Here is a 23,474-nt window from a genome sequence, read left to right as displayed (position 1 = left end):
GTCGAGCGCTCTCTGCGGGTTCGAAGAGCCCTTCAGAACATGGCAGGAGAGGAATCCGGGTGCCCACCTCTCACATGGAAGAGGTGCGAGGGCTTTCTGCTGGCCGTTTTGTGACTGACCGCTTCTGCTTCTCTCAGCGCGAAGCCTGGGCCTTGCTGCCCAGACTGTCGAGATCGATCTGCTGATAGTCGCCATGCTCGATGCCGTGGCGGATCTCGTCCGGAGTCTTACCGAGCTTTGTCATCTTGTAGGCGTATGCACCTTCCTTTGCGCAGGTCGTGCACTCGGCACCATGTGTTCCGGAGAAGCAGCTGTGCAGGCTGGTGTGGCCGAGCGCGCGATCGCAGCGGCAATAGCAGGGAAGCTGGTAGAGAACCTTCGGAATCCTGGCTGCTTCGTGATAAACCTCGACCTGCCAGGGGTAATGGAAGCTGGGACCGGTAAGCTGTTTGCCTGAGAGGATGGGAGGAAGCGCTTCGCCCTTCGCTGGTGCCGCATCGTGATAAGCCGGGATGGTGTCGAAAGGATTGGACCACTGGGCATAGCCGGCAACTGTGACGAGAGCAAGAGTAACGGTGAGCAATAGACGGCGCAAGACGGCTCCGTGAACGAGGGATGGCAGCGTCTTCAGGGTAAACCCTGCATCGGTCCATTTTGGGAAAGCGGTCTTCCTTGTGGAGCCGGGAGAAGGAGAAGCTGGTAGCATTTCCAGGCGCAAACAAAAAAAGACGGCACGAACTTGGGGTCCGTGCCGGGAGGCCAGTGACGCAACTTAATGTCTCTGTTGGTGGGGAGCACCGCTCAACCTGTCCAACATGTTTCTACAATAAATCAGATGCTCGATTCTTGCAAATGGTATATCGATTTTTTTGTATCGAGCTCTTCTAATTTATGGAAAGACGTATTTGTTGATTTTAAAAGCCTTGCCATCAATCAACGTCTTTCCTTACACATATTCAGACGAGAAACTCCCAAAAAAAGTTTTCCAATTTATGTAGAGAGCAAACTTTTTGGGGGATTGGGAATCAGTGGTACAGGATGACGATCGACAAAGACGCTGAAATTCAGGGAGAGAACAAGGCTGTGGAGCCCGATATTTCCACAGCTTCGGTGGCTGCGCCACCGATTCAGGGAGCGGCTACGCAAGAGAAGCGCACCGGGCGCAGGATTGGGCGCACGCTGCTCTTTTTTGCCGGCTCTGCCCTGTTTGGAGGCCTGGCCGTGGCGCTATGGGAACGGAAGACGCTGGCAGAGATCCGGAAGCGCGAAGCCGAAGACATCGAGGTCGAGCTAGACAGGTAAATCCCAAAATGGGAAACGAACGCCTCGAAACCGCTTTCCGCGCCGCGTTTCCAGGGGTGACTGCTCCTGCCTAAAGGGCGTCGATGGCGGCCGCGAGATCGAAGTCGCGATGCGTGAGGCCGCCGGCGTCATGGGAAACAAGCGCGAGGCGGACGCGGTTATAGCGGATATCGATATCCGGATGGTGCCCGGCGTGTTCTGCCTCTTCCGCGACGGCGTGGACAAAATTCATGGCCGCGACAAAGTCCGGGAATTCAAAATTCCGGACCATTTCTCCGTGTTCGAGCTTCCATTTAGGAAATTCTTTCAGGCGGAGTTGTACTTGTTCGGATGTGAAGACGGGCATGGGGGGACCTCGGTCTGGGGAATTACGAATCGGTGCCGGTCTGCGGTGTGGCCTGGGGTGTCTTGTTTTGTGAAGCGTTGCCGAAAGAGATAGGGCTGAGCCGGTCCTGACGATTGATTTCGGCGCGCAGGTCAATCCATATTTTGTCCGGCAGTGAGAGAAATGCCTTTACGACTGTGGGGTCGAATTGGGTTCCGGAGCAGCGTTTGATCTCTTTGCGGGCTGCTTCGAAGGAGTTGGCGCGCCGGTAGGGCCGGTCTGAAGTGATGGCGTCGAGGGTGTCGGCAACAGCAAAGATGCGGGCGCCGAGCGGAATCTGTTCTCCGCGAAGCCCTCGCGGATAGCCGGAGCCGTCATAGTGCTCCTGGTGACTGTAGACGATCTCGGCCGCGCCCTGCAGAAAGGGAATTTTGCGGACAATCTGGTAGCCGCGCAGGCAATGCTCGCGCATCATGGCCTGCTCGTGCAGGTCGAGCTTACCGGGCTTGAGCAGGATCGAATCCGGGATGGCCATTTTGCCGATGTCGTGCAGATAGGCGCCGCGGGCGATGGTGCGGATTTCGGCGGAGTCGACATTCATGGCGCGGGCCAGGGCGATGGTGTAGGCGGTAACGCGTTTGGAGTGGCCTTCGGTCTCGGCATCCTTGAGATCCAGGGCATCGCCAAGCGCCTCGAGGGTGATGTCATAGGAGCGCTCGAGATCGGCCATAGCGCGATGAAGCATTTCTGTGCGCGCTTCGACGAGTTGCTCGAGATTCTGCTGGTACATGGCATTTTGCTGGACCAGGCGGCGGTATTCGAGGGCTCGCTTGACGGTGGCCAAAAGTTGCTCCTTTTCAAAGGGCTTCAGCAGATAGTCGTAGGCGCCTTTGCGCATGGCGGAGATGGCCACATCCACATCGTGGATGGCCGTGACCATGACCATGGGCACACCAGGCTGGAGGGTGCGTACGCGCTCAAGCAGGCCGATGCCATCGAGGCCGCTCATCATAATGTCGGAGAGAATCAGGTCGTAGGGAGCGTCTTTTTCGAGATGCTCGATGGCCTCCAGGCCATTCGAAGCGAGGATGGGCTCATAATTGCAAATCTCAAGCATGGCGCACATGACTGCGCGCACGTAGGGCTCGTCGTCGACGATCAGGATGCGTTCTGCCGTCATCAGTCTCCGCGTATATCTCTTCGATGATACCTGTGCTGTGTACGCAAGTGGCAACTCTGTTTCCCGGAGTGCGAAAGAAATTGTACCGTTCGGCGAGGAGAGTGGGTGTGGCAACCCATTTGTCTCAGATTCATCCAAGGAAATAAGCAATACGACATGTCTGTGTAAGGAGCGCACTGGCTGCATGAATCCGGATGGCGGAGCCCATGGGCTGCGTTCCGTCGAAAATGTGAAAGCGTGTTGCGACTTTTCTGGAAGCGCGTTGTTATAAGAGCAGGGCAGCACGGAAACGGAAGACGGGGCTAGGATTTGTACGATTTCGAAAGACTGATCGAGGGGGCAGGAACGGCGCGAGTGGCATTCACGCAGCGCCACGCTCAGCGCGCCGAGGACCGGCGCCGCGATATCTTCGACAGCCACCGGCACCGTGTTTTTGCCCTTTCCTATTACATGACTGGTAATGAGGTGGACGCCGAAAAGCTGCTGGGCGATACCTTCATCGCCGCTTTCCGCAAAACGGACGAGCCTACGTCCCAGGATGTGGATGCGGCCCTGGTGAAACACCTCCAGGAACAGTTTCCATTGCGCGAGACTGGAGCTCCAATTCAGCCCGAGCCGGGGAGCAGCGCACCGATGGGACGGAATGTGAAGCGCACCGAGCTCGAAGAAGCGCTCGCTACTCTGCCTCCCTCGGAGCGGCTGCTGTACCTGCTGCGTGACGTGGAAGGTTATACCCCCGCAGCCATCGCGCAATTACTCGAGATGACTGAACCGCAGGTGAACCGCGGTCTTTTCACCGCACGTCTGCGGCTGCGCAAGGCATTGACGGCCGGGCGAGGCGGAGACAACGCCGCAGCCTGATGGCGGTTGCCATCGGTATCTGGAGATAAGCCTTTAGCGGGGCAAGAGAATCCAAAAGAGGGCGCGCTGTCATCACAGCGCGCCCTCTTTTTCTTTGCCGAAATCAGGAATTCAATGACAGCTTCTTTTTTGCCGCGGCGCTTTTGCTTGTGGCCCAGCCCGGCTTGGTGGTCTGGCGGGAGCGCGCCAGCGCCAGAGCATCTTCGGGCACATCTTCGGTGATCGAAGAGCCGGCGGCAATATAGGCACCGTTGCCGACGGAGATCGGCGCGACGAGGGTGGTGTCGCTTCCCACAAAGACGCCGTCGCCGATCGTGGTGAGGTGTTTATTCACCCCATCATAGTTGCAGGTGATGGTGCCGGCGCCGATGTTGGTGCCTTCGCCGATCACCGCGTCCCCGAGGTAGGTAAGGTGGTTGGCCTTCGAGCCCTTGCCGAGCGTGATTTTCTTGGTCTCGACAAAATTCCCGACGTGAGCGCCTTCGCCGATCCGGCTCTCTGGGCGGATGTGCGCATAAGGGCCAATCAGCGCGCCTGAATCGATGTGGGCGCCGCTGAGGATGCAGCCCTGGCGAACGATCACGTGATTGGCGATGTTGGTGTTCTCGACCACAGAGTAGGAGCGGATACGGCAGTCTTCGCCGATCTTCGTCACGCCGAGCAACTGCACGAAAGGCTCGATGACGGTGTCGGGGCCGACTTCGACCGCGGCGTCAATCACCGTGGTTTCCGGACGCAGGATGGTGACGCCCTGGGCCATCAGCCTGCGTGCTGTTTCCATGCGCAGCTCGCGGTCGAGGTCCATCATCTCGGCAATCGTGTTGGCTCCGAGAACCTCGACGGGATTGCCGGCCTCAATGGCGAGAACGCGCTCCCCGGCCTGAACAAGGAGACCAGCCATGTCGGTGAGATAGAGCTCACGGTGGGCATTTTCGGTCTTCAGCTGGCCAAGATGGGCGAAGAGCGGCTCGGTCCGGAAGGCATAGATGCCGGAGTTGATTTCGCCGACGTGAGTCTGCTCGGATGTGAGCGCCTTCTGCTCGACGATGGCCGAGACCTCATGGACGCCGGGGGCCTTGCGCAGCACGCGGCCATAGCCGGTGGGGTTCTCCGGCACGGCGGTGAGGATGGTCATCGCGGCGCGCTCCAGGATATGAAAGTCGCGTAGCTGGGCGATGGTGCTGCTCTTGAGCAGCGGCACGTCTCCGGAGAGGACCAGGATGTTTTCGTAGCCGCGTACGGCAGCTTCCGCCATCTGGATGGCGTGGCCGGTGCCGAGCTGTTCATCCTGATGGATGAAGTGGACGCCGGTGTCATACACCGCGTCCTTGACGTGCGCAGCCTGGTGGCCAATGACCACGTAGATGTCGTTGGGAGGGACAATGTGGCTCGCAGCGCGGATGACATGGCGCAGAAGAGCTTCGCCGCCGATTTCATGAAGGACTTTCGGTCGCTTGGACTTGAGGCGGGTGCCTTTTCCCGCAGCCATGATGACGATTGCCAGTTGCATATACGGAATAGGGTATAGGGGATGAGGCTCAAGGGGGTAGTGGGCGTTGCTGGAAAGAGACGCCTCGAGTCCATGGGCCATTTTCTGAGATGCGGCTGCCAGGATGCGCGTGCCCGGCCGTGATATACCGGGGATCATGTCGGCTTCGAAAAAAGGATCGGTGCCCGCGCCGGCGGGTGAAGGCAGGCTGACGTTCTTGGTCTGGCTGCTGCTGGTGATGGCCGCGTTGTGTATCGGGCGGGCAGCGGTTTCACAGAACACGAACTATATCGACCTGGGCGACTATGCGCATTACCAGGCGAAGCAGCCTTTCCAGAGCCGGTTGCTGATGGTGCCGGTGTTGCGTGCGGCGGAGGGGAGCCATGGCTTCGCACAGGTGTACGACACGCTCTTTCGCAAGACGGTGGATTCTCCGGCAGACCTTGCCGTGATGTTGACCGATAGCCTGTGCCTGCTGCTCCTGCTTTGGGCGACAGCAGCATTGCGGCGTGGATTTACTCCGGAAGCGAGGACGAGCTGGCTGGCCCCGTTGGTGATGCTGCTGGTGATGGCGCTGACCTACGTGGTGCGCTATGAGCAGCGCTTCACGATGCCGTATGACTTCCTTTCCGTGCTGCTGTATACGGTGGGACTGGTTGCCATCGTGCGCCGGCAGGGGTGGCTGTTGTTGCTGGTGTTATTGGCCGGAATACCGAATCGCGAGACGGCGGTCTTCCTGGTGCCGGTGTGGATGTGGCTCGAGTGGCGCGATGGGCGCAAGGCCTCGGCGGCGGTATATGGCCTGCTGGGGCTGGTCATCGCGATCGGCTGGCGGTTGTGGATCGCGCATTTTCTGCATACGGGGCAGGCCCAGTACGAGTGGCCTTTTCGCAACAACCTGACATCCATGTTCGTTCCCGTTCACTGGCCGCAGTTACTGAGTGTCTTCGGCTATCTCGCGCTGCCGATGTGGATGCTGCGGCGCGAGGTGCGCGATGAGCGGCTGCGGGCGATGTGGGTAGCCACCGTGCCGTTCCTGGCGGCCGCGCTGATCGTTGGCGTCTGGCGTGAAACGCGCATCTTCGGAGAGCTGAGCGCACTGGTGGCAGTGACCTTCGCGATCCAGCTGGAACAGAAGTTGCGTGCGGCGTAATGCACAGAAAAACAAGGCCGGAGCCGATAAGCTCCGGCCTTGTTTTTATGCGAAAAAGACGAGCGCGGCGCTGGCTGCAGGCAACTGAATGTGTGCAGTGCCGTCATGGAGTGGCAGCTTTTCAGTGTGCCGGGGCTGCCAGGGCTGATGGAGATCGAAGGAGGCTCCGGCAAGGGTAATGCCGGAAGTCGCATCGAGTGCCGGGGCTGCGAGACGCCATGCTGTTGCACGATGAACAGCTTGCGGCGCTGTGATGGCGATGTCGACTGGATGAGATTCGTCCTTGTTGAAGATAGCGATCTGATAACCTCTGGCCGTGTGTGCAGCGTAGGCCGTGACATGGGTCTCCGGATGAAAGGAGACATCGAGCATGGTGGCGCCGGCAAACTGCTGGGCGAGAAACATGCCGTAGGCCACGGGCATAAGGCCCACGGGCTGATTCTGCTCCGAATCGATGGGCGTATAGAAGCCGCCGCTGCGTTTATCCGGACCTTTCGCCACATCGCGTCCCGGCGTGTGGTCCCCGAGACTGGCAGTGAGAAAACGGCTGTCGCCGCCGTGCAGGTTTACGCCGGCGCAGCCGAGCGTGGCCAGTTCGAGAAGATAATCGCCCGCCCAGAGTGAGGAGGCGAAAGCATTGCTCATACCCGGCTTGCCGCCGCGATAGCAGGAGTTGCCCTCGGTCATGCGATAGACAAGGTGATGCGCATCCGCGGCGGCGACAACGGCCTGCGTATTCTTCGCGAGCGCGGGATTGCCCGCGAGCAGGCGTGCGGAGGTCACGCGCGGATCATCCGGAGGACCTTCGGCGTAGTAGTGGCCGGTAACGGCGACCAGACTTTCCCCGAGTTGGGGGGCGACCTCATTCGCGAAGCGGGTCATCCAGTCGGACGAGGCGCCGACGTCCGGTCCGCCGAAGCGGGCGCCGGGAACGGCTGCCGCGATGGCGCGGGCAAAGGCCAGCCATTCACGGGCATAGTCGGGAAAGTCCCAGCCCGCGGGACGGGTACCGTTGTTCGCATCGCGATAGAAGTCGGGCTCATTGCCGATCTGGAAGAAAAGAAGGCTGGAACCGAGACGCTTCGCTGCATACGCGGCTTCGACGGCGGCGCGTTCCGGTGTGCTGTTGCCGAAGTTGACGCCGTAGATCACCTGCCAGCCCGTCGCTTCGAGAAACCCGGCGAGGTGATCGATGGCCTGCGGCGGGATGGCAAAGAGGCGGTGCGGCATCCAGTTGGAGGTGAGATTGCCGGGCGGAATGTGGAGCTTTGGTGCAGGCGTCGAAGGCGTAGCCTCGAACCAGCAGAACTCGCTGCTGTTGCCGCCGAGTCTCAGCACGCCTTGTGGGCTGAGCTGGCGGAAGGCCGCGACGAGGCCATGATTTTCCGCCGAGAAAAAGTTGGGTTCGGTGAGCTGGGCAAGCTCATAGCTGAGCCCCGTGAAATTGCGGGGGACGGTGCATCCGGTGCGATCGGAGATGGTGATCGAGAGCGGCTGCTCGCCGCTGGCGGCAAGGGCTGCGCGTCCGAGCGGTGCAGCGAGCGCGGAGACAGTCGCGCTGCGGAGGAAGTGGCGGCGGTTCATGGACGCTCCAGACTGAAGTTCACAACATGGTAATTGCTTTGCTAAAAAGCGAAGCCTGCGGCGGGTGCGCGCAGGCTTCGGGTGGTTGAAGGGGTTGAAGGGGATCAGTTGCCCGGTCCCTGCTGCTGCTCCATCTGCTGGCGCATGGCGGCGGGCATGGGGATGGTGATGTCGACGGGGTGAGGCTGGCCCATGTTCATCTCGGAGAGTGGTGTGCCGAACTCCGACTGGTTGCCGACCACAAGAATGGCGAGCTTCGAGGGATCAATGTACTTCTTCGCCACCCGGGCAAGATCGGCCGTGGTCACTGCCTCGATGGCCTTCTGATACTTCTCGAGAAAATCAGCCGGATAGCCGTAGAACTCGAGAGTCGAGGCCTCGGTGAGCACCTTGTCCTTGCTGTCGACGCGGAAGATGAACGAGTTCAACAGCTGGTCCTTCGCGCTCTGCAGCTCGGCATCGGTGAAGGGCTCGGTCTTGAGCTTGTCGATCTGGTCGAGCATGGCCTTGGTTGCGGCTACGGTGCTGGCGCTCTTGGTCATCGCGGTGGTGTAGAACATGCCGGGATGATCGTAGGAGGCGCCATATCCGCCGCTCACCGAGTAAGCGAGGCCAAGGCGGGTGCGGACATCCTGGAAGAGACGGGAGCCGAAGCCGCCGGAGAAGATTTCGTTCATCACGGCGAGCGCATAAAAGTCAGGATTGCTGCGCTCGGTACCGAGACCCACGATCCAGACATTGCTCTGGTTCACGTCCGGCTTGTTGATGACGTAGAGGCCGGGCTTGGGTCCGGGGAACTCGCCGCCGGGCTTGGGCCACGCTGTGCCGCGCGGCATGCCTTCGAAGGCCGCGCGGAGCTTGTGCTCCATCTCTGCCGGGTCGAAGTCGCCTTCGACGGAGACGATGATGTTGTTGGGTGCGACGGTCTTCTCATGCCATGCCTTCAGGTCGTCGAGCGTCACGGACATGACGGTCGCAATCTCGGGCTGGCGCGCATAGGGGCTGTCAGCACCGAAGACAAGCTTCGTCGCCTCGCGCTGCGCAACTTCCTCGACTTCGTCGTTACGGCGGACGATGCCGGTGATGGCCTGCTGCTTGGCCAGCGTCAGCTTGTCGGCCTTGAAGGCCGGATGCTCGAGCAGGTCGAGAGCAATCCCGAAAACCTGGTCTTCGTCTTTCGCAAGGCAGGACCAGGAGACGCCAGTCGAGTCGATGTCGCCGCTGGTTTCCACTTTTGCGGCCTTGGCTTCGAGCAGGTCGTCGAGTTTATCGCCGTCCTGTGCAGTGGTACCGCTGGTACGCCATGTGTCACCGTAGAGGCCGACGAGACCGACCTTGGCGGCGGGAACATCGCGTGAGCCGCCGCGGATGGTGATGGTGCCACCGATGAAGGGCAGTTCGTGATCTTCCTGCAAGAGAATCACGAGCCCATTCTTGAGCTCAATGCGCTTCGGCTGCTGCGGATGGAATTCCGCAAGCGGGGGGATCGGAATCTGGGTCCATGGTTCAGGCTGATGGGCCGCCTTGGCGTCCGGCGGAACCGTCGTGGTCTGCTGAGCGAACGCAGCGCCAACCCCGGCACCGGTGCAGAGCGTGGCTGCGAGAAGGGGGGATGCGAAGCGATGCATGCGAAGAGAAACGGTCACTGAGCACCTCCGTTGGCAGCCTGCTGAGGTGCGGCGGTTTCGACCATGGCGTAAGTGCGGTTGGTATCGAGGAACACCTTGTTGGCGACGCGGCGGATATCGGCCTTGGAAACGGCATCGATCTTCTGCAGCTGGTTGAAGAGCTCGCGCCAGTCTCCGTATCGCAGCTGATAGGTGGCAAGCTGCTCGGCTAGCCCCTCGTTGTCGCCAAGGCCCTGCAACAGGCTGGCGCGGGCGCGGGTCTTGAACATGGCCAGCTCTTCGTCGGAGACGTCCGTGGTCTTCAGCTTCTCAATCTCCTTATGGATGGCGGTGCGCATCTCCTGCGGCGAGTGTCCCTGGTTGGGCACCGCAAAGAAGGCGAAGAGGCCGGGATATTTATCGCCGGGGAAGCCACTGAAGCCCTCGGCCTCGGCTGCGATCTGCTGGTCGCGGACCAGCGAACGGTAGAGGCGCGAGGTGCGGCCATTCGAGAAGATGTCCTGGATCGCGTCGTACACCGCATCGTCAGGATCGCGGTAGTCGGGCCGGTGATAGCCCTCGAGGTAGAGCGGCTGCGACGGGTCCTTGATAATGACGGACTTTTCGGCAGTCTGCGGCGGCTCGACCGTAGTCATCTCCTCGGGCTTGGGACCGGCGGGGATGGCCCCGAAGTACTTCTCGAGCATCGGCATGTCACTGGGTTTTACATCGCCGACGACGGCCACGGTGATATTCGCAGGCACATAGTACTTCTTGTGGAAGGCCTCGGCCTCGGTCGCCGTAATCTGGCTGAGCTCGCTGGCCCAGCCGACATTCGGCCGGTGGTAAGGATGAGCCACGTACGCGGCAGCGAGGAACTGCTCGACCATGCGGCCGATGGGGTTCGAATCGACGCGCATCCGGCGTTCTTCCATGACCACGTCGCGTTCCTTGTAAAACTCGCGCGGAACGGGATTGGCGATGCGGTCGCTCTCCATGTAGGCCCAGAGCTGGAGGCGGTTCTGCGGCATGCTCCAGAAGTATTGCGTGGAGTCGAGGCTGGTCGAGGCATTGAGGCCGCTGGCTCCGTTCGCCTCGGCGATCTCCGTAAATTCATTGGGGATCACATATTGCTGGGCGTCCTTCTGGGCAGCAAGAAAAGCATCATGAAGCTGTTTCAGCTTTGCGGGGTCCTGGCCGACGCGCTTGCGGTACTCGGTGTCATAGGCGGCATAGGCCGCTTCCACCTTGTCGAGCGCGATTTTCTCGGCGGCATAGTCTGTAGTGCCGATGTCCGTGGTGCCCTTGAAGGCGAGGTGCTCGAACATGTGCGCGAGTCCGGACTCGCCGCCGGGGTCGTTCGCATCCCCGGCGTCCACGATGGTGAAGTAGGAGAAGACCGGCGCCTCGGGGCGCTCACAGATCATCAGCGTGAGGCCGTTGGGCAGCACCTTCACCGTGACCCGCTTCTCGAAGTTGGAGAGGAAACGCGCCGGGGAGGTGTCGGAACTGGTGGCTGGAGCCTGTGCAAAAGCCGCTGCGGGCGCCAGGCCCTCCAGCGCGATCAGCAGGCAGGAGCCGAGCATAAGAGCGCGCACAGTCTGGCGCGCGGCAGGGAGATATCGCATGAAACCTCGATCCCAAAGGTACGGAGTACAGAGAATTGGCCGCTTCATCGATCCGTTGCCGGCCGTTTCCCCGGTTTTTGATGCTGCTAGGATTTGACGCTAACCGGCGGAATTCGGGGTGTCAATCGCATGCGGGGTTGAAAAGGCAACGCGGACCGGACGGAGATTGAAGTAGACCAGCCACCAGAGGCCGACAAACGCGAAGAGCGCATAGAGCAGCGCGAAGAGCAGCAGCAGCGCTCCGATAGGGAAGGGAATGGCCGGATTGGGATGGGCATCCATGCCGGCGACCATGGGGTTGGCGCGGGCCAGCAGCATGAGCCCGGCAAACGCGGCGAAGACGACGAGGTCGATGGCGCCGATGGCGAGCATGGAGAGGCGCGCGGCAGGACGAAGGCGGAAGAGGCCGACGATCGTCCACGCACACCAGAGCAGAAAGAGCAGCAGAACAAGATCGAAGCCGGCGATGCCGGCGCGCACCGCCGCGATACGGGGCACGATGGGATTGCGGGTGAGGAAGAGCGCGAAGACGGCGCTGAGCAGGCAGACGGCTCCGAAAAGCGTCATGAGGCTGAGAACGGCGGCGGCAAGCGTAACTCCGGCCGGCCGCTGCTGGGTGGAAGACATCGCTTGACTCCTTGAACGGAGGAAGATGGAGACGGCTCAGTATGCCACGGAACGAAGAGAATACGCCTTACTGTTTCTGCGGATCGGACCCATGCAGCGAGGCATAGTCGGGCATATAGATCAGCAGGCCGAGGCTGGGGGTGATGCGGCAGTAGCCGGCTTCAACCTGCTCGACATAGTGGTCGAGCGAGAAGTCGAAGCTGTTGGCCGGGGTGCGGTCGATGAGCTGCAGATCGGCGTCGCTCATGACAAACTTGCCGAATTTCATACTGCCGCCCCGGAAATACAGGAAGTTGGCGGCCGGAGTCGGCGGAGTGGGCATGGCGGCCCTGGGGTCGCCGAAGACCTGGATGAGCTGTGAGCCTTCTATACGTACGCTGGTGAGTTTGCCGGTCACGCGCGGCGGCGGAAACAGCGCGTGAATGGGCAGGATGACGTCATTGCCATCAATATAGAAGCGCGAGGTCTTGCGCGGCTGGGCGACCGAGGCCAGCTTGATGCCAAGTGCGTCGAGAATGCCTTTCCTGATGACGCCGGCGACCTTGACTTCAGTGAAATGGATACGCAGCTCATCGTCATCGGCAACGGAGACGGTGCCTGTACCGGAAAAAGGGATATCGACAACCTTGTGCAGCTCGCCTTTGATCAGAACCTGCCCGTTTTCGAACGAGACCTCGATGTCCTTAATGGGGGTGTGCGCATGGGGCAGCAGGTAATCATTGAGCAGGGCGCTGAGGTCTTTGGCTTCGAGGTGCGTCTCTCCGGAGTTGATCTGCAGAATGAAGCTCTTCTTGTCATCGAGCGAGATGGCCTGGCCTTCACGCGGAACGATCCACGCGTCAAGACGAGGGACGGTCACCACGACGTTGTCCATCACATGAAAGAGGCCGTTGCGTACCCACAGGTGAACTCCGCCGTGCGTTTCCGGATGCGCAAGCGGCCGCAGCTCCTGGGCGGGGATGCGGCTCTGCGGACGTGCTGCTGTAGGCATGAAAGCGGCAGCAAGTATGAGCAGGCTCAACAAACGGCAGGTGCGCAAGAGGAAGTCCTTTCGGAGAGAGGAAGCGGAGCCATGGAACAGTGATACGGTGGCTGCATTGTAGAAGGGGACAGGATTGTGCCTCTGTAAAAACTTTCTCTTGAGGGCAGAGAGATTGCCATAGACGTTAGGATGCAGGCGAAGGGCGCGGCTTGACCCGCGCAGAACGCAAACGTATTCTTCCGGCGTGTCGCGTGTCTGGTGAGGAACAGTTTCCGGCGCGGTGCGGATATCGCCTTCGAGGGAGCCATGGGGCAGACAGAAGTTCAGGAAGATCATCGAGCGCAGGTTGCTACCTCCTTCCTTCTGGGCCGTGCGGCGGTTCTGGGGGCAGGGGCCATGGGATCGCGGATCGCGGCGCATCTCTCGAATGCGGGCGTGCCGGTGGTGCTGCTGGATGTGCCTGCGCAGCAGGGGCCGCGTAACGGTGTGGCGGCCGGGGCAATCGCGGCGCTGCTGAAGGCGAAGCCAGCGGCATTCTATGACGTTGCGAATGCGGGCCGCATCACGGCTGGAAACTTCGACGATGATCTCGCGCTCTTAAAGGATTGCGACTGGGTCATCGAAGCGGTGACGGAAAATCTCGCCATCAAGCAGTCTTTGCTCGAGAAGATTGCGCCGCATCTCAAACCCGATGCCCTTGTCACGACAAATACCAGCGGTCTGCCGGTGGTCTCGATCGCGGCAAAGATGGATGCGGGATTTCGTCGACGCTGGTTCGGGACACACTTCTTCAATCCGCCGCGCTACATGCGGCTGGTGGAGGTGATTCCGACCGCCGAAAGCGACCCGGCGCTGGTAGGCGCTCTCGCGCAAATCGTAGACCGGCGCCTGGGCAAGACCGTCGTCATGGCGCGCGATACGCCGAACTTTATTGCCAATCGTATCGGGACCTTCGCCATGTTGACGGCGGTGCGGCTGATGCAGGAGCAGGGGCTGACCATCGAAGAAGTGGACGCGCTCACCGGCTCGGTAATCGGCTGGCCCAGGACCGGAACCTTCCGGCTCGCGGATATGGTGGGGCTCGACGTACTGGCGCACGTAGCGCGGAACTTTGCTGCGGCGAAGGCTGCGGCGGGCGAAGCGGATGCCGGAGCGGTCGACCTGCCGCCATTCCTGGTGACGATGCTCGAACGCGGCTGGCTCGGCGATAAGGCCGGACAGGGCTTCTATAAGAAGGACCCGGCGGTGACCGATCCGAAGAAAAACCGTCTGGCGTTGGACTGGCAGACGTTGGAATACCGGCCAGCGGAGCGGCCGAAGTTCCCAGCCATCGAGATGGCGAAGAATGCCGAGACCGTCGCGGAACGGCTGAAGCTGATCGCGAACGGAGATACGGATCGCGACAAGGCTGGGATATTTCTCTTTGCCCTGCTGACGGCGATCTGGAATTACACCGCGGATGTGTTGCCGGAGATTGCAGACTCAGCCGCTGAGGTGGATCGCGCCATGCGCGCCGGCTTTAACTGGGAGCTGGGGCCATTCGAGATGTGGGATGCTGCCGGTGTTGCAGCGACGGCGGCAAAGATGCGGGCCAGGGGCTTGCCGGTGAGCGCACAGGCGGAAGCTCTTCTGGATGCGGGTGAGCAGAGCTGGTACCGCGAGGATAGTGCGCTGCGTCTGGTTTTCGATCCAGCGGCAAAGGTGTACCGGTCGATCGAGGTTCCGGATGGCGTGGCTTCGGCCGCGGTTTTTCGCCGCGCAGGCAAAGTGGTGCGGAAGAATCCGGGCTGCTCGCTGCTGGATATCGGCGAAGGCATTGCGCTGCTCGAACTGCATTCGAAGAAGAACGCAATCGGTGGGGACATCCTGACCCTGATTACGCAGACACTGAGCCCGGGCAGCGAGGCGGTGCGAAATTTCCGCGGCTTTGTCATCAGCGGCGATGCCTCGGATTTTTCGGTGGGCGCAAATCTCATGCAACTGCTGCTTTCGATCCAGGAAGGCGAATGGGATGAAGTGGACGGGATGATCCGCGCCTTTCAGCGCATGACTTCGGCGATCAAGTTCTGTCCCCGGCCAGTGGTGGCCGCGCCCTTCGGCATGACGCTCGGCGGCGGTGCGGAGATCTCGCTGCATGCGGCGCGGCGTCATCCGCACGCGGAGCTTTATATGGGGCTTGTGGAGTCGGGCGTAGGACTGGTGCCGGGCGGCGGCGGCACGAAAGAGATGGCGCTGCATGCCGCAGACGCGGCGCAGGCGGCTTCGGGGCTGGACCCGGTTACGGCTCCGGCGCGGTTTGCGATTTCGGCGGACCTCCAGGATGCGCTGCGGCAGCGATTTGAGACCGTGGCGATGGCCAAGGTCTCGACATCGGCCGCCGAAGCGCGTGGGCTGGATCTGCTGTCGGTGAAGGATGCGGTGAGCCTGAATCGGGAGCGTCTGCTTCTCGATGCGCGGGAGACGGCCATCGGACTTGCCGAGGCTGGTTATGCGGCTCCGTTTCTGAGATCGATTCCAGCAGCTGGCGAGAGCGTGCTGGCGACGCTGAAGCTCGGTGTCTATCTGATGCGGCAGGCCGAATACATCAGCGATCACGACGTAAAGGTAGCCGGCCACATCGCGCGCATCCTGTGTGGCGGCGCGGTAACGCCCGGCGTCATGGTCACGGAGCAGCAGCTGCTCGACTTGGAACGCGAGGCGTTTCTTTCCCTGTGCGGAGAACGCAGGACGCAGGAGCGGATTGCCTATACTCTGCAGAATGGGAAGCCGCTGCGAAATTAAGCTCTAAGGTCGTTTCCCGCTCGGAGGTGGAATGCCCGCATTGGAATTGAGGATTGCTGAGACCATGACCCCGGTCCCGGCGACCCGCCTGCGTACGTTGCTTGAGAAGCCCAATGCCGTTGTCCTGCGGCGCAATCATGTCGTTGAACCGGAAGTGCTGGTGGAGGGAATGCTGCGGGAAAAGCTGCGCGTGACCTGCATCCTGGCAGTCGATATCACGCATCCGCCTGAGCCGAATGCGCCAAAGACGACAGGGCCGGCCAGTCTCGACGAGGAAGATCCGGATCTGATCGAACAGGTGCAGGAGGATAAGGACGAATTCGCGGATCGTTTTGCCAAGGGGGTGGAGTTTTTCATCGCGACAGAAAAAGGACCGATGCTGCTCTATGCCGATTTCGATGAGCTGACGAGCGCACTCACGCTCTTCGATGCCTACGAGCGGATTGCGCGCTATCAGCCTGCGTATCTGCGGCTCGATCAGCGCTCGATTGGAATCGGTTACGGCTTTCGCGAGGGGCTGGTCGTCGGTATCGCGGGCGAGTTGCCTGAGCTGCGTGATGAAAAGGCCTTTGCGTCTCTCTCCTCGCTGCAGGACCTGGATGATGTGCGCGCGGGGCGTAGGATGGTGCGGCTGCCGCACGCCGGCATCCGCTATCTGCAGGAGCTGCTCGAAGGCGCGGGCGAGTGGCTCGATCGAAACTCGTACAAAAGCATCCTGGGAGCGTAAGCGTCGTGCGTGCAAGAGGCGTGATTCTGGCGCTGCTGGCTCTGCCCTGGTGGCAAGCGATGGTGCTGGGGCAGAATACCGGAGAGCAGATTGAGACCGGCCAGGGGCATCTTGCGGATGGGAGCGAAGTGTCGTATCGCATCCGCCTGATGCCGCTCAATTCCTTTCCCGATCTACCCCGTGCGGTAGAGAAGACACTGGAGCAGCGCGGCTGTCTTATCCCGCAGACCTACGAGGCACGGCAGCTTGAAAATGTGATCCACGGTTCCTTTGAAAAGCAGGGTACCAGCGACTGGGCGGTGCTTTGCTCGACGAACGGAACTACGGCGCTGCTGGTCTTCTTCGCCTCGCAGCCGGGTGTGGCAATCATGCTGCGGCGCCAGCCCGATGCACAGTGGCTGGGCTCGGAGTCGGTAGGCGAATATGGCTCGGCATGGGGCATCGCTGTGGCGCCTGCGTCGCAGGTGACTGCAGCCATGGGGAGAGGCGCAGCTCTGGCGGATCACGACGGCATTGCAGATACGAATGTCGAGCGCTCGAACGCAGTGCACTACTTTCATGAAGGAAAGTGGACGGCTTCGAACAGCGCAGGCTCATGATGGCCGCGTATGATGACCAGCGCGGAGGTGGTGCGTGGGTGAGGATGTCTACATTGCGGCGACGGTACGGACGGCGGTAGGCAAGGCCCCGAAGGGAACGCTGGCGACGACACGGCCCGACGATCTTGCTGCCGTCGCGATCCGGGGCGCGCTCGAGCGGCTGCCGGGGCTTGAAGCGCACGAGATCGAGGACGTCATCCTCGGCTGTGCGATGCCGGAGGCCGAGCAGGGGACGAATGTGGCGCGCATCGCGAGCCTGCGCGCCGGGCTGCCGGTCGAGGTCTCGGCCATGACGATCAATCGATTCTGTTCCTCCGGATTACAGGCCATCGCGCTGGCCGCGGACTCGATTCGCTCCGGGCGCGCCGAGGCGGCGCTTGCCGGTGGTACGGAATCGATGAGCATGATCCCGGGTGCGGGTAACAAGTTCAGCGCAAACCCGTGGCTCGTGGAGCATCACGCGGAAGCCTATCTCTCTATGGGGCTGACGGCGGAGAACGTGGCGCGAAAGTATGGCATCTCGCGCGAAGACGCGGATGCATTTGCCCTGCGCAGCCACCAGCGGGCGCTCGCGGCTATCGAAGCTGGAAAATTCGACGAAGAAATTGTGCCGGTCACGGTGACAAATGTGTCGCCGGCGGCGAATCCTGCAAAGCCTGAGATAAAAACTACGATATTTGCCCGCGATGAGGGACCGCGCGCGGACACTTCGGCGGAAGCTCTGGCAAAGTTGAAGCCGGTGTTTCATGCGAAGGGCACGGTGACGGCCGGGAACTCGTCGCAGACCTCGGATGGAGCGGCGGCAGCGATTGTCATCTCTGAAAAGCTGGCAAAAGCGCGCGGCATTCCTGTCCTGGCGCGATTCGTGAGCTTCGCCACCGCAGGTTGCGCGCCGGAGGAGATGGGCATCGGTCCGGTGTATGCCATCCCGAAGGCGCTGCGGCTGGCAGGGTTGAAGCTTGAGGACATCGACCTGATCGAGCTGAACGAGGCCTTTGCCGCGCAGTCGCTGGCAGTGATCCGGCAGGCAGGGATCGATCCGGAAAAAGTGAATGTCAACGGCGGAGCGGTTGCGCTGGGGCATCCGCTGGGCTGCACCGGAGCAAAGCTGACCGCGTCACTGATCTACGAGATGAAGCGGCGTGGCGCGCGCTACGGTCTGGTGACCATGTGCGTCGGTGGCGGGATGGGTGCAGCAGGCGTGATCGAGAATGTGAACTAGATCGTATCCACGATCAAGTCTCTATTGCTGCTGCAGGGTACTCCACGAAGCAGCATCCGGCGGAGTACACTGCTTCGTGCTTCGCACGCGATCAAACGCGGAGCACGGAGCGGACTTATGGCTACGCTGGTCAGCATGACGCCGGTTGCAGGTGGAAGTTTTCTTCTTCACGAAGCGGAGCCCGGCGCGGTGTTTACGCCGGAAGATTTCACCGACGAGCAGCGGCAGATCGGAGAAACAGCAGCCGACTTCGCGCTGCACGAGGTATTGCCCGCCGCCGCTGAGATCGAAGCCAAGAATTTTGAGGTGACGCTCGGGCTGCTGCGCAAGGCCGGTGAGCTGGGGCTGATGGGCGTCGATGTGCCGGAGGCCTACGGCGGCCTGGCGATGGACAAGGTCACGTCGGCGGTCATTGCCGACCGCTTGTCGGTGCTGGCCAGCTTCAGCGTCGCCTTCAGCGCGCATGTCGGCATTGGGACATTGCCGCTGGTCTGGTATGGAACTGAGGCACAGAAGCAGAAGTACCTGCCGAAGCTGGCCACAGGCGAGTGGATGGCTTCCTATGCGCTCTCCGAAGCCACGAGCGGTTCGGATGCAATGAGCATCCGGGCGCGAGCAGTGCGCGATGGCGACCACTATGTTCTGAATGGCGAGAAGATGTGGATTACCAACGCAGGCTTCTCAAACCTGTTCACCATCTTTGCCAAGATCGTAGACGAGGGCGGGGATGCCTCGAAGGCGAAGATGACTGCGTTTCTGGTTGAGCGCACAGCGCCAGGACTAAGCATCGGGCCGGAGGAGCACAAGCTCGGTATCCGCGGAGCATCAACGTGCCCGGTGATCCTGAACGATTGCCGTGTGCCGGTGGAGAACCTGCTCGGCGAGCCAGGCAAAGGGCATCATATCGCGTTCAACATCCTGAACATAGGACGTTTCAAACTCGGCGCGGCATGTGTCGGAGGCGCGCGGCACTCGCTGGCTAATGCGGTGAGTTATGCGAAGGAGCGTCGCGCCTTCGGCAAGGCAATTGCGGAGTTCGGTCTGATCCAGCAGAAGATCTCGGACTCAGCTATGCGGATTTATGTTGCCGAGTCGATGGCGTATCGCACCATCGGAGCGATCGACGCGGCGCTCGATGCCATCCCGGAGGAGCAGAAGGAAGACGCGCGCGAGATTCAGAAGCGCATCGAGGAGTACGCGGTCGAGTGCTCGATCCTGAAGGTGTGGGGCAGTGAGATGCTGGACACGGTGGTCGATCACACCTTGCAGATCTACGCCGGTTACGGGTATGTCGAGGAATTTCCGGCAGAGCGAGCCTACCGCGATTCTCGGATCAACCGCATCTTTGAAGGCACGAACGAAATCAACCGGCTGATTATCTCCGGCTTCCTGATGAAGCGGGCCATGACCGGACAGCTGCCGCTCCTGGGCGCAATCAAGACGCTGATGGAAGAACTGATGGCGCCGCCTGCGTTTGGGGATAGCGATAATGGAAGCGATTCCTTCACGCGTGAAGCAAAGCTGCTGTCCAATGCGAAGAAGCTGGCGCTGTTCTCTGCCGGTGCGGCCAGTCAGCGTTATATGCAGGCGCTTGGCGAACAGCAGGAGGTGATGGGAGCGCTTGCCGATATGATCGCGGAGATTTATGCCTTCGATTCAGCCCTGGCGCGTGCGCGGAAGCTCGCAGCCGCCGGCAATGCGAATGCGGCAATCGCCCGAGAGATGACGCAACTTTTCTCCGATGTCGCGTTTCAGGGAATAGAGGCTGCGGCGCGCGAGGTGATTGCCGCGGTGAGTGAAGGCGACATGCTGCGCACGCAGATGGCGATTCTGCGCCGGCTGGCCAAGCATGAGCCTGCCGATCGCGTGGCGCTGAGCCGGTCTGTGGCGCAGGCGGTGATCGCGCGTGGGCGATATCCTCTCGCCTAACGGGTAGCCGAAAGCGCGGACGCAAGTAGCCGAAAGATAGTTCAGCGAATCTTGAGCGAGCGGAAGAGCGAGCGCGTCCTAGCTGTTGAGAACGTGTCGACTTCGCGCTCGCTCTTTCCGTCTAAGACCAGACGGCGTCGTGCATTTGCCGATGGTACTGACAGGTGAGCCATGGAGCTTGCAGCAAAGTCGATGACGTCCGAAACGCGAAAGGCACGCGGTGACGCGGAGCCGGCGTTCGAGAGAGGGCTATGTACAGTCGGAGACTGTTGGCAGCAGCTTGCTTGTCTTTGTGCGCGTGGATGGGATTGGGGTGGTCAGCGGAAGCGCAGTCATCGCTGAGAAACCGGATCACGCAGGAGATTCAACCGAACTCGATGACCGCGCTCCAGGGCACGGTTAATCCCATGGCCAACAGCCGGAACGATCAGGGCAGCGTGAGCAGCAGCACGCAGCTTACCGGCATGACGATGTACTTCGCGCCCTCGGCTGCGCAGAAGGCCGCGCTGGATGCGCTGGTGAAGGCGCAGCAGACAAAGGGATCGGCCTATTACCACAAGTGGCTGACGCCATCGGAGTATGCCTCGCGCTTCGGCATGACCGATGCCGACCTGGAAAAGGTGAAGTCATGGCTCGAGCAGCAGGGCTTTACTGTGGACCGGGTATCGAACAGCCGCAATGCCGTGGTCTTTTCAGGCTCGGCTGCGCAGGTGGAGTCGGCCTTCAACACCTCGATCCATCACTACAAGGTGAATGGCGTGACGCATACCGCCAATGCCACGGCACTTGAACTGCCTTCAGCGCTGGCGGGCGTGGTGCAGACGGTGCGCAACATCAGCGACTTCCGTCCGCAGGCACAACACGTACGGATGAGCGCTTCCACTGCGGCTTCGGTTGCCAAGCCTGCCTATACCTCGACCAGCACCTCGGAATATCACTTCCTGGCCCCCGGTGATGTCGCGGTTATCTATGACATCAAGGCTGCCTACAGCGCGGGCTATACCGGTACCGGGCAGTCGATTGCGATCGTAGGGCAGTCGGCCGTCGACCTCTCGGATATCGAGAACTTCCAGAGCGCGGCGGGCCTGACTGAGAAGGACCCAACCGTTGTGCTGGTGCCGGATTCGGGTAGTTCTGCGATTTCATCCGGCGATGAGGCGGAGTCGGACATCGATCTGGAATGGTCCGGCGCGATTGCCAAGGGCGCGACAATCTATTTTGTCTATGTCGGTAGCAATAGCAATTACAGCGTCTTCGATTCGGTGGAGTACGCGGTAGACGAGAAGATTGCGCCGGTGATCAGCATGAGCTACGGCGAATGCGAGGCAGATCTCACGCAGGCTGATATCACAGAGCTCGAGGCCATCCTGGAGCAGGGCGCGAGCCAGGGGCAGACGCTTGTGGTGTCGTCGGGCGACTCAGGCTCAACGGGCTGCTTTTCAACGAACAGCGGCGTGACGGCAACGGAGCTGGCAGCGGAAGAGGTGCTGTCGGTGAATTATCCCGCCAGCAGCGCCTATGCGACGGCGATCGGTGGTACGGAGTTCGAAGGCGATAAGACGGATGCGAGCGAGTACTGGGAGTCAGCCAGCGGCAGCGATGTCGTGACCTCGGCGCTCGAGTACATCCCCGAAGAGGCGTGGAACGACGATTCGAGCAAGTATGGTCTTTCCGCAACAGGCGGCGGCGTGAGTACCTTTATTACCAAGCCTAGCTGGCAGACCGAGGTAACCGGTATTCCGTCCGGCAGCTATCGGTATGTGCCGGATATTTCGCTGGATGCTTCGAACGATTGGGACCCGTATCTCTTCTGCTCGAGTGATGAATCGGACACCGGTATCGCGGGGAGCTGCTCGAGTGGTTTTTACGGCTCGGGTGGAGACACCTATTCCACGATGACCCTGGCCGGAGGCACCAGCTTCGGCGCGCCGATCTTTGCCGGCATGCTGGCCATCCTGAACCAGAAGCTGAACTCGACCGGCCAGGGCGTGGTGAATTCGACGCTTTACACCATGGCCGCTGACAGCACGACTTACGCTTCGGCCTTCCATGACATCACGACGGGCAACAACGAATGCACGGCGGGGTCGAGCTACTGTAGTTCGACCAGCGGCGGTGAGACCCACTACACCACCAACACGGGCTACGACGAAGTAACCGGCCTGGGCACGGTGGACTTCTACAACCTGTTGACGGACTGGCCGACGAGCACCTCCAGCGGTGCAAGCCTGACCTCGTCCACGACAACACTGAGCGCGGCGACCACAACACCCAGCTCGGGTGCGTCGGATGTGATCACGATTACCGTAGCCTCCGGCTCGAGCTCTGTGACCACGGCACCGACGGGCACACTCACCATCACCGTGGATGGCACGACGGAGACTTCGTCGCTGGCCCTCTCCAGCGGATCGGCAAGCTATACCTTCTCCTCGACGACAACCGGTGACCATACGATTGTGGCCACCTACTCCGGTGACTCGACCTATGCCGCCTCCACCGGCTCCCTGGTGGTCGATGTGGGTGGCACGACATCGACTTCCTCCAACGGCAGCTTTACCCTGAGCGCGACGAACGTCACCGTGAGCCAGGGCAGCAGCGGGACTTCGACGGTCACCGTGACACCGAGCAGCTACACCGGCACCATCGACTGGACGATCGAGACGAACTCGGAATCGCTCGTGGATTATGGCTGCTTCAGCCCGGAATCCTCGACGATCAGCAGTGCCTCGGCCGCCACGACCGTGACCCTCACCATCTACACCTCGAAGTCGGACTGCTCGACCACCTCTTCCGCGGCGAAGTCGCATCTGCACTCCTTTGTGAGGTCTTCGAATCTGAAGAGTGCATCGGCGAAGCAGAGTCCTCCGGCCGGTTCGCGGTTCCCACTGAGTTCCGTCGTTGCCGTGGCCGGTCTGCTGTGCGTGGGGCTGGCTCGGCGTCGCAGCCGGATTACCAGCCTTCTGGGTTGTGTTCTGATCCTTGGAGCCATCGGATTTGCATCCGGCTGCGGAAGCAGTGGAAGCTCCTCGTCCAGCTCCTCGACGTCCACCAGCACGGATGTGGCCAAGGGCACGTACTCGCTGACGCTCGTCGGTCAGGATTCGTCGGACTCGAGCATTACCAACTCCACGACCTTCACCCTGACGGTCGACTAACCCGCACAAGCAAAACAGGAAGGGCCGGGGCGATGGCACATCGCCCCGGCCCTTCCTGTTTTGGGCTAACGAAAAAATATTTTCCACCGCTATTTTTCGCGCAACAAGTAAGCGGAAAGTGCGTCTATGCGGCTGCGAGTGTCCTGATTTCAGTCACTTGCCTGATCCGGCCATGAGCCGCCGCCTCCCCAAAGAGGCAGCGGTGGATTTTGCCTTTCCGTAATTCATTGAAAACAAGCCTCTTGCGAGTGTGGCAGCGCTTGACAGCCGCGCCCTCCTCACGTACAAACAAGCCACTTGTGGGACGCTTCGCCGGTTTCCGA

The 23,474-nt window shown here is 61.0% G+C and carries 18 protein-coding genes; 9 read left to right on the top strand and 9 right to left on the bottom strand.

The window, feature by feature from the left end:
• Positions 1-133 precede the first annotated feature (133 nt).
• Complete coding sequence (locus ESZ00_RS01530) at positions 134-595, bottom strand: CYCXC family (seleno)protein (RefSeq protein WP_229740884.1); 462 nt, start codon at positions 593-595, stop codon at positions 134-136.
• Between the two features lie 443 nt (positions 596-1,038).
• Between ESZ00_RS01530 and ESZ00_RS01525 the strand changes: the two genes are divergently transcribed.
• Complete coding sequence (locus ESZ00_RS01525; RefSeq protein ID WP_129206403.1) at positions 1,039-1,302, top strand: hypothetical protein; 264 nt, start codon at positions 1,039-1,041, stop codon at positions 1,300-1,302.
• 70 nt (positions 1,303-1,372) lie between these two features.
• Here ESZ00_RS01525 and ESZ00_RS01520 read toward each other — a convergent pair whose 3' ends face one another.
• Both ESZ00_RS01520 and ESZ00_RS01515 read right to left on the bottom strand, forming a co-directional pair.
• Positions 1,373-1,648, bottom strand: a complete 276-nt coding sequence (locus tag ESZ00_RS01520) for a 4a-hydroxytetrahydrobiopterin dehydratase (RefSeq protein ID WP_129206402.1) — start codon at positions 1,646-1,648, stop codon at positions 1,373-1,375.
• Between the two features lie 22 nt (positions 1,649-1,670).
• Positions 1,671-2,807, bottom strand: a complete 1,137-nt coding sequence (locus tag ESZ00_RS01515; protein WP_129206401.1) for an HD domain-containing phosphohydrolase — start codon at positions 2,805-2,807, stop codon at positions 1,671-1,673.
• 354 nt (positions 2,808-3,161) lie between these two features.
• On the opposite strand from ESZ00_RS01515, the gene ESZ00_RS01510 reads away from it, so the two are divergent.
• Positions 3,162-3,668 carry a sigma-70 family RNA polymerase sigma factor gene (locus ESZ00_RS01510; protein WP_129206400.1) on the top strand — a complete coding sequence of 169 codons (507 nt, stop codon included), beginning with the start codon at positions 3,162-3,164 and terminating at the stop codon, positions 3,666-3,668.
• 103 nt (positions 3,669-3,771) lie between these two features.
• Here ESZ00_RS01510 and glmU read toward each other — a convergent pair whose 3' ends face one another.
• Positions 3,772-5,157 (bottom strand): bifunctional UDP-N-acetylglucosamine diphosphorylase/glucosamine-1-phosphate N-acetyltransferase GlmU, encoded by a 1,386-nt coding sequence (gene glmU / locus ESZ00_RS01505; protein WP_229740883.1) that lies wholly within the window; start codon positions 5,155-5,157, stop codon positions 3,772-3,774.
• 157 nt (positions 5,158-5,314) lie between these two features.
• Between glmU and ESZ00_RS01500 the strand changes: the two genes are divergently transcribed.
• Positions 5,315-6,310 carry a hypothetical protein gene (locus ESZ00_RS01500; protein ID WP_129206398.1) on the top strand — a complete coding sequence of 332 codons (996 nt, stop codon included), beginning with the start codon at positions 5,315-5,317 and terminating at the stop codon, positions 6,308-6,310.
• Between the two features lie 45 nt (positions 6,311-6,355).
• Here the strand turns inward: ESZ00_RS01500 and ESZ00_RS01495 are convergent, their stop codons facing one another.
• From ESZ00_RS01495 to ESZ00_RS01475, 5 genes are all read right to left on the bottom strand, one after another.
• A complete protein-coding gene (locus tag ESZ00_RS01495; RefSeq protein WP_129206397.1) occupies positions 6,356-7,894 on the bottom strand; it encodes a glycosyl hydrolase family 79 C-terminal domain-containing protein in 1,539 nt (512 codons plus the stop codon).
• A gap of 104 nt (positions 7,895-7,998) precedes the next feature.
• Positions 7,999-9,540 (bottom strand): M16 family metallopeptidase, encoded by a 1,542-nt coding sequence (locus ESZ00_RS01490; protein ID WP_229740882.1) that lies wholly within the window; start codon positions 9,538-9,540, stop codon positions 7,999-8,001.
• On the bottom strand, positions 9,537-11,129 hold the full coding sequence (locus tag ESZ00_RS01485) for a M16 family metallopeptidase (RefSeq protein WP_229740881.1): 1,593 nt from the start codon (positions 11,127-11,129) through the stop codon (positions 9,537-9,539). Before ESZ00_RS01485 ends, ESZ00_RS01490 begins: the two co-directional genes overlap by 4 nt.
• 99 nt (positions 11,130-11,228) lie before the next feature.
• Complete coding sequence (locus tag ESZ00_RS01480) at positions 11,229-11,756, bottom strand: hypothetical protein (RefSeq protein ID WP_129206396.1); 528 nt, start codon at positions 11,754-11,756, stop codon at positions 11,229-11,231.
• A 67-nt stretch (positions 11,757-11,823) separates the two neighbouring features.
• Positions 11,824-12,747, bottom strand: coding sequence for a hypothetical protein (locus ESZ00_RS01475; RefSeq protein WP_129206395.1), 924 nt, complete (start codon positions 12,745-12,747; stop codon positions 11,824-11,826).
• Between the two features lie 297 nt (positions 12,748-13,044).
• On the opposite strand from ESZ00_RS01475, the gene ESZ00_RS01470 reads away from it, so the two are divergent.
• From ESZ00_RS01470 to ESZ00_RS01445, 6 genes are all read left to right on the top strand, one after another.
• A complete protein-coding gene (locus tag ESZ00_RS01470) occupies positions 13,045-15,519 on the top strand; it encodes a 3-hydroxyacyl-CoA dehydrogenase/enoyl-CoA hydratase family protein (protein ID WP_129207864.1) in 2,475 nt (824 codons plus the stop codon).
• A gap of 31 nt (positions 15,520-15,550) precedes the next feature.
• Complete coding sequence (locus ESZ00_RS01465) at positions 15,551-16,246, top strand: hypothetical protein (protein ID WP_129206394.1); 696 nt, start codon at positions 15,551-15,553, stop codon at positions 16,244-16,246.
• A 5-nt stretch (positions 16,247-16,251) separates the two neighbouring features.
• Positions 16,252-16,845, top strand: a complete 594-nt coding sequence (locus ESZ00_RS01460) for a hypothetical protein (RefSeq protein WP_129206393.1) — start codon at positions 16,252-16,254, stop codon at positions 16,843-16,845.
• A gap of 34 nt (positions 16,846-16,879) precedes the next feature.
• Positions 16,880-18,067: an acetyl-CoA C-acyltransferase gene (locus tag ESZ00_RS01455; protein WP_129206392.1), complete on the top strand. Its 1,188-nt coding sequence runs from the start codon at positions 16,880-16,882 to the stop codon at positions 18,065-18,067.
• A gap of 117 nt (positions 18,068-18,184) precedes the next feature.
• Positions 18,185-19,996 carry an acyl-CoA dehydrogenase family protein gene (locus tag ESZ00_RS01450; protein WP_129206391.1) on the top strand — a complete coding sequence of 604 codons (1,812 nt, stop codon included), beginning with the start codon at positions 18,185-18,187 and terminating at the stop codon, positions 19,994-19,996.
• Between the two features lie 377 nt (positions 19,997-20,373).
• Positions 20,374-23,151, top strand: a complete 2,778-nt coding sequence (locus ESZ00_RS01445; RefSeq protein WP_229740879.1) for a protease pro-enzyme activation domain-containing protein — start codon at positions 20,374-20,376, stop codon at positions 23,149-23,151.
• The last annotated feature ends 323 nt before the right edge of the window (positions 23,152-23,474 follow it).

This window comes from Silvibacterium dinghuense (genome assembly GCF_004123295.1).
GTDB classification, from domain to species: domain Bacteria; phylum Acidobacteriota; class Terriglobia; order Terriglobales; family Acidobacteriaceae; genus Silvibacterium; species Silvibacterium dinghuense.
The sequence above is the reverse complement of the archived record's forward strand: the minus strand, read 5'-3'. Positions and strand labels throughout refer to the sequence as shown.

What these genes read in the sequence shown, in the direction of transcription:
- ESZ00_RS01495 (WP_129206397.1), bottom strand. Translation starts at nt 7,894, where the DNA reads ATGAACCGCCGCCACTTCCTCCGCAGCGCGACTGTCTCCGCGCTCGCT.
- ESZ00_RS01470 (WP_129207864.1), top strand. Translation starts at nt 13,045, where the DNA reads ATGGGGCAGACAGAAGTTCAGGAAGATCATCGAGCGCAGGTTGCTACC.
- ESZ00_RS01525 (WP_129206403.1), top strand. Translation starts at nt 1,039, where the DNA reads ATGACGATCGACAAAGACGCTGAAATTCAGGGAGAGAACAAGGCTGTG.
- ESZ00_RS01480 (WP_129206396.1), bottom strand. Translation starts at nt 11,756, where the DNA reads ATGTCTTCCACCCAGCAGCGGCCGGCCGGAGTTACGCTTGCCGCCGCC.
- ESZ00_RS01475 (WP_129206395.1), bottom strand. Translation starts at nt 12,747, where the DNA reads ATGCCTACAGCAGCACGTCCGCAGAGCCGCATCCCCGCCCAGGAGCTG.
- ESZ00_RS01485 (WP_229740881.1), bottom strand. Translation starts at nt 11,129, where the DNA reads ATGCGATATCTCCCTGCCGCGCGCCAGACTGTGCGCGCTCTTATGCTC.
- ESZ00_RS01500 (WP_129206398.1), top strand. Translation starts at nt 5,315, where the DNA reads ATGTCGGCTTCGAAAAAAGGATCGGTGCCCGCGCCGGCGGGTGAAGGC.
- ESZ00_RS01465 (WP_129206394.1), top strand. Translation starts at nt 15,551, where the DNA reads ATGCCCGCATTGGAATTGAGGATTGCTGAGACCATGACCCCGGTCCCG.
- ESZ00_RS01520 (WP_129206402.1), bottom strand. Translation starts at nt 1,648, where the DNA reads ATGCCCGTCTTCACATCCGAACAAGTACAACTCCGCCTGAAAGAATTT.
- glmU (WP_229740883.1), bottom strand. Translation starts at nt 5,157, where the DNA reads ATGGCTGCGGGAAAAGGCACCCGCCTCAAGTCCAAGCGACCGAAAGTC.
- ESZ00_RS01445 (WP_229740879.1), top strand. Translation starts at nt 20,374, where the DNA reads ATGACCGCGCTCCAGGGCACGGTTAATCCCATGGCCAACAGCCGGAAC.
- ESZ00_RS01450 (WP_129206391.1), top strand. Translation starts at nt 18,185, where the DNA reads ATGGCTACGCTGGTCAGCATGACGCCGGTTGCAGGTGGAAGTTTTCTT.
- ESZ00_RS01515 (WP_129206401.1), bottom strand. Translation starts at nt 2,807, where the DNA reads ATGACGGCAGAACGCATCCTGATCGTCGACGACGAGCCCTACGTGCGC.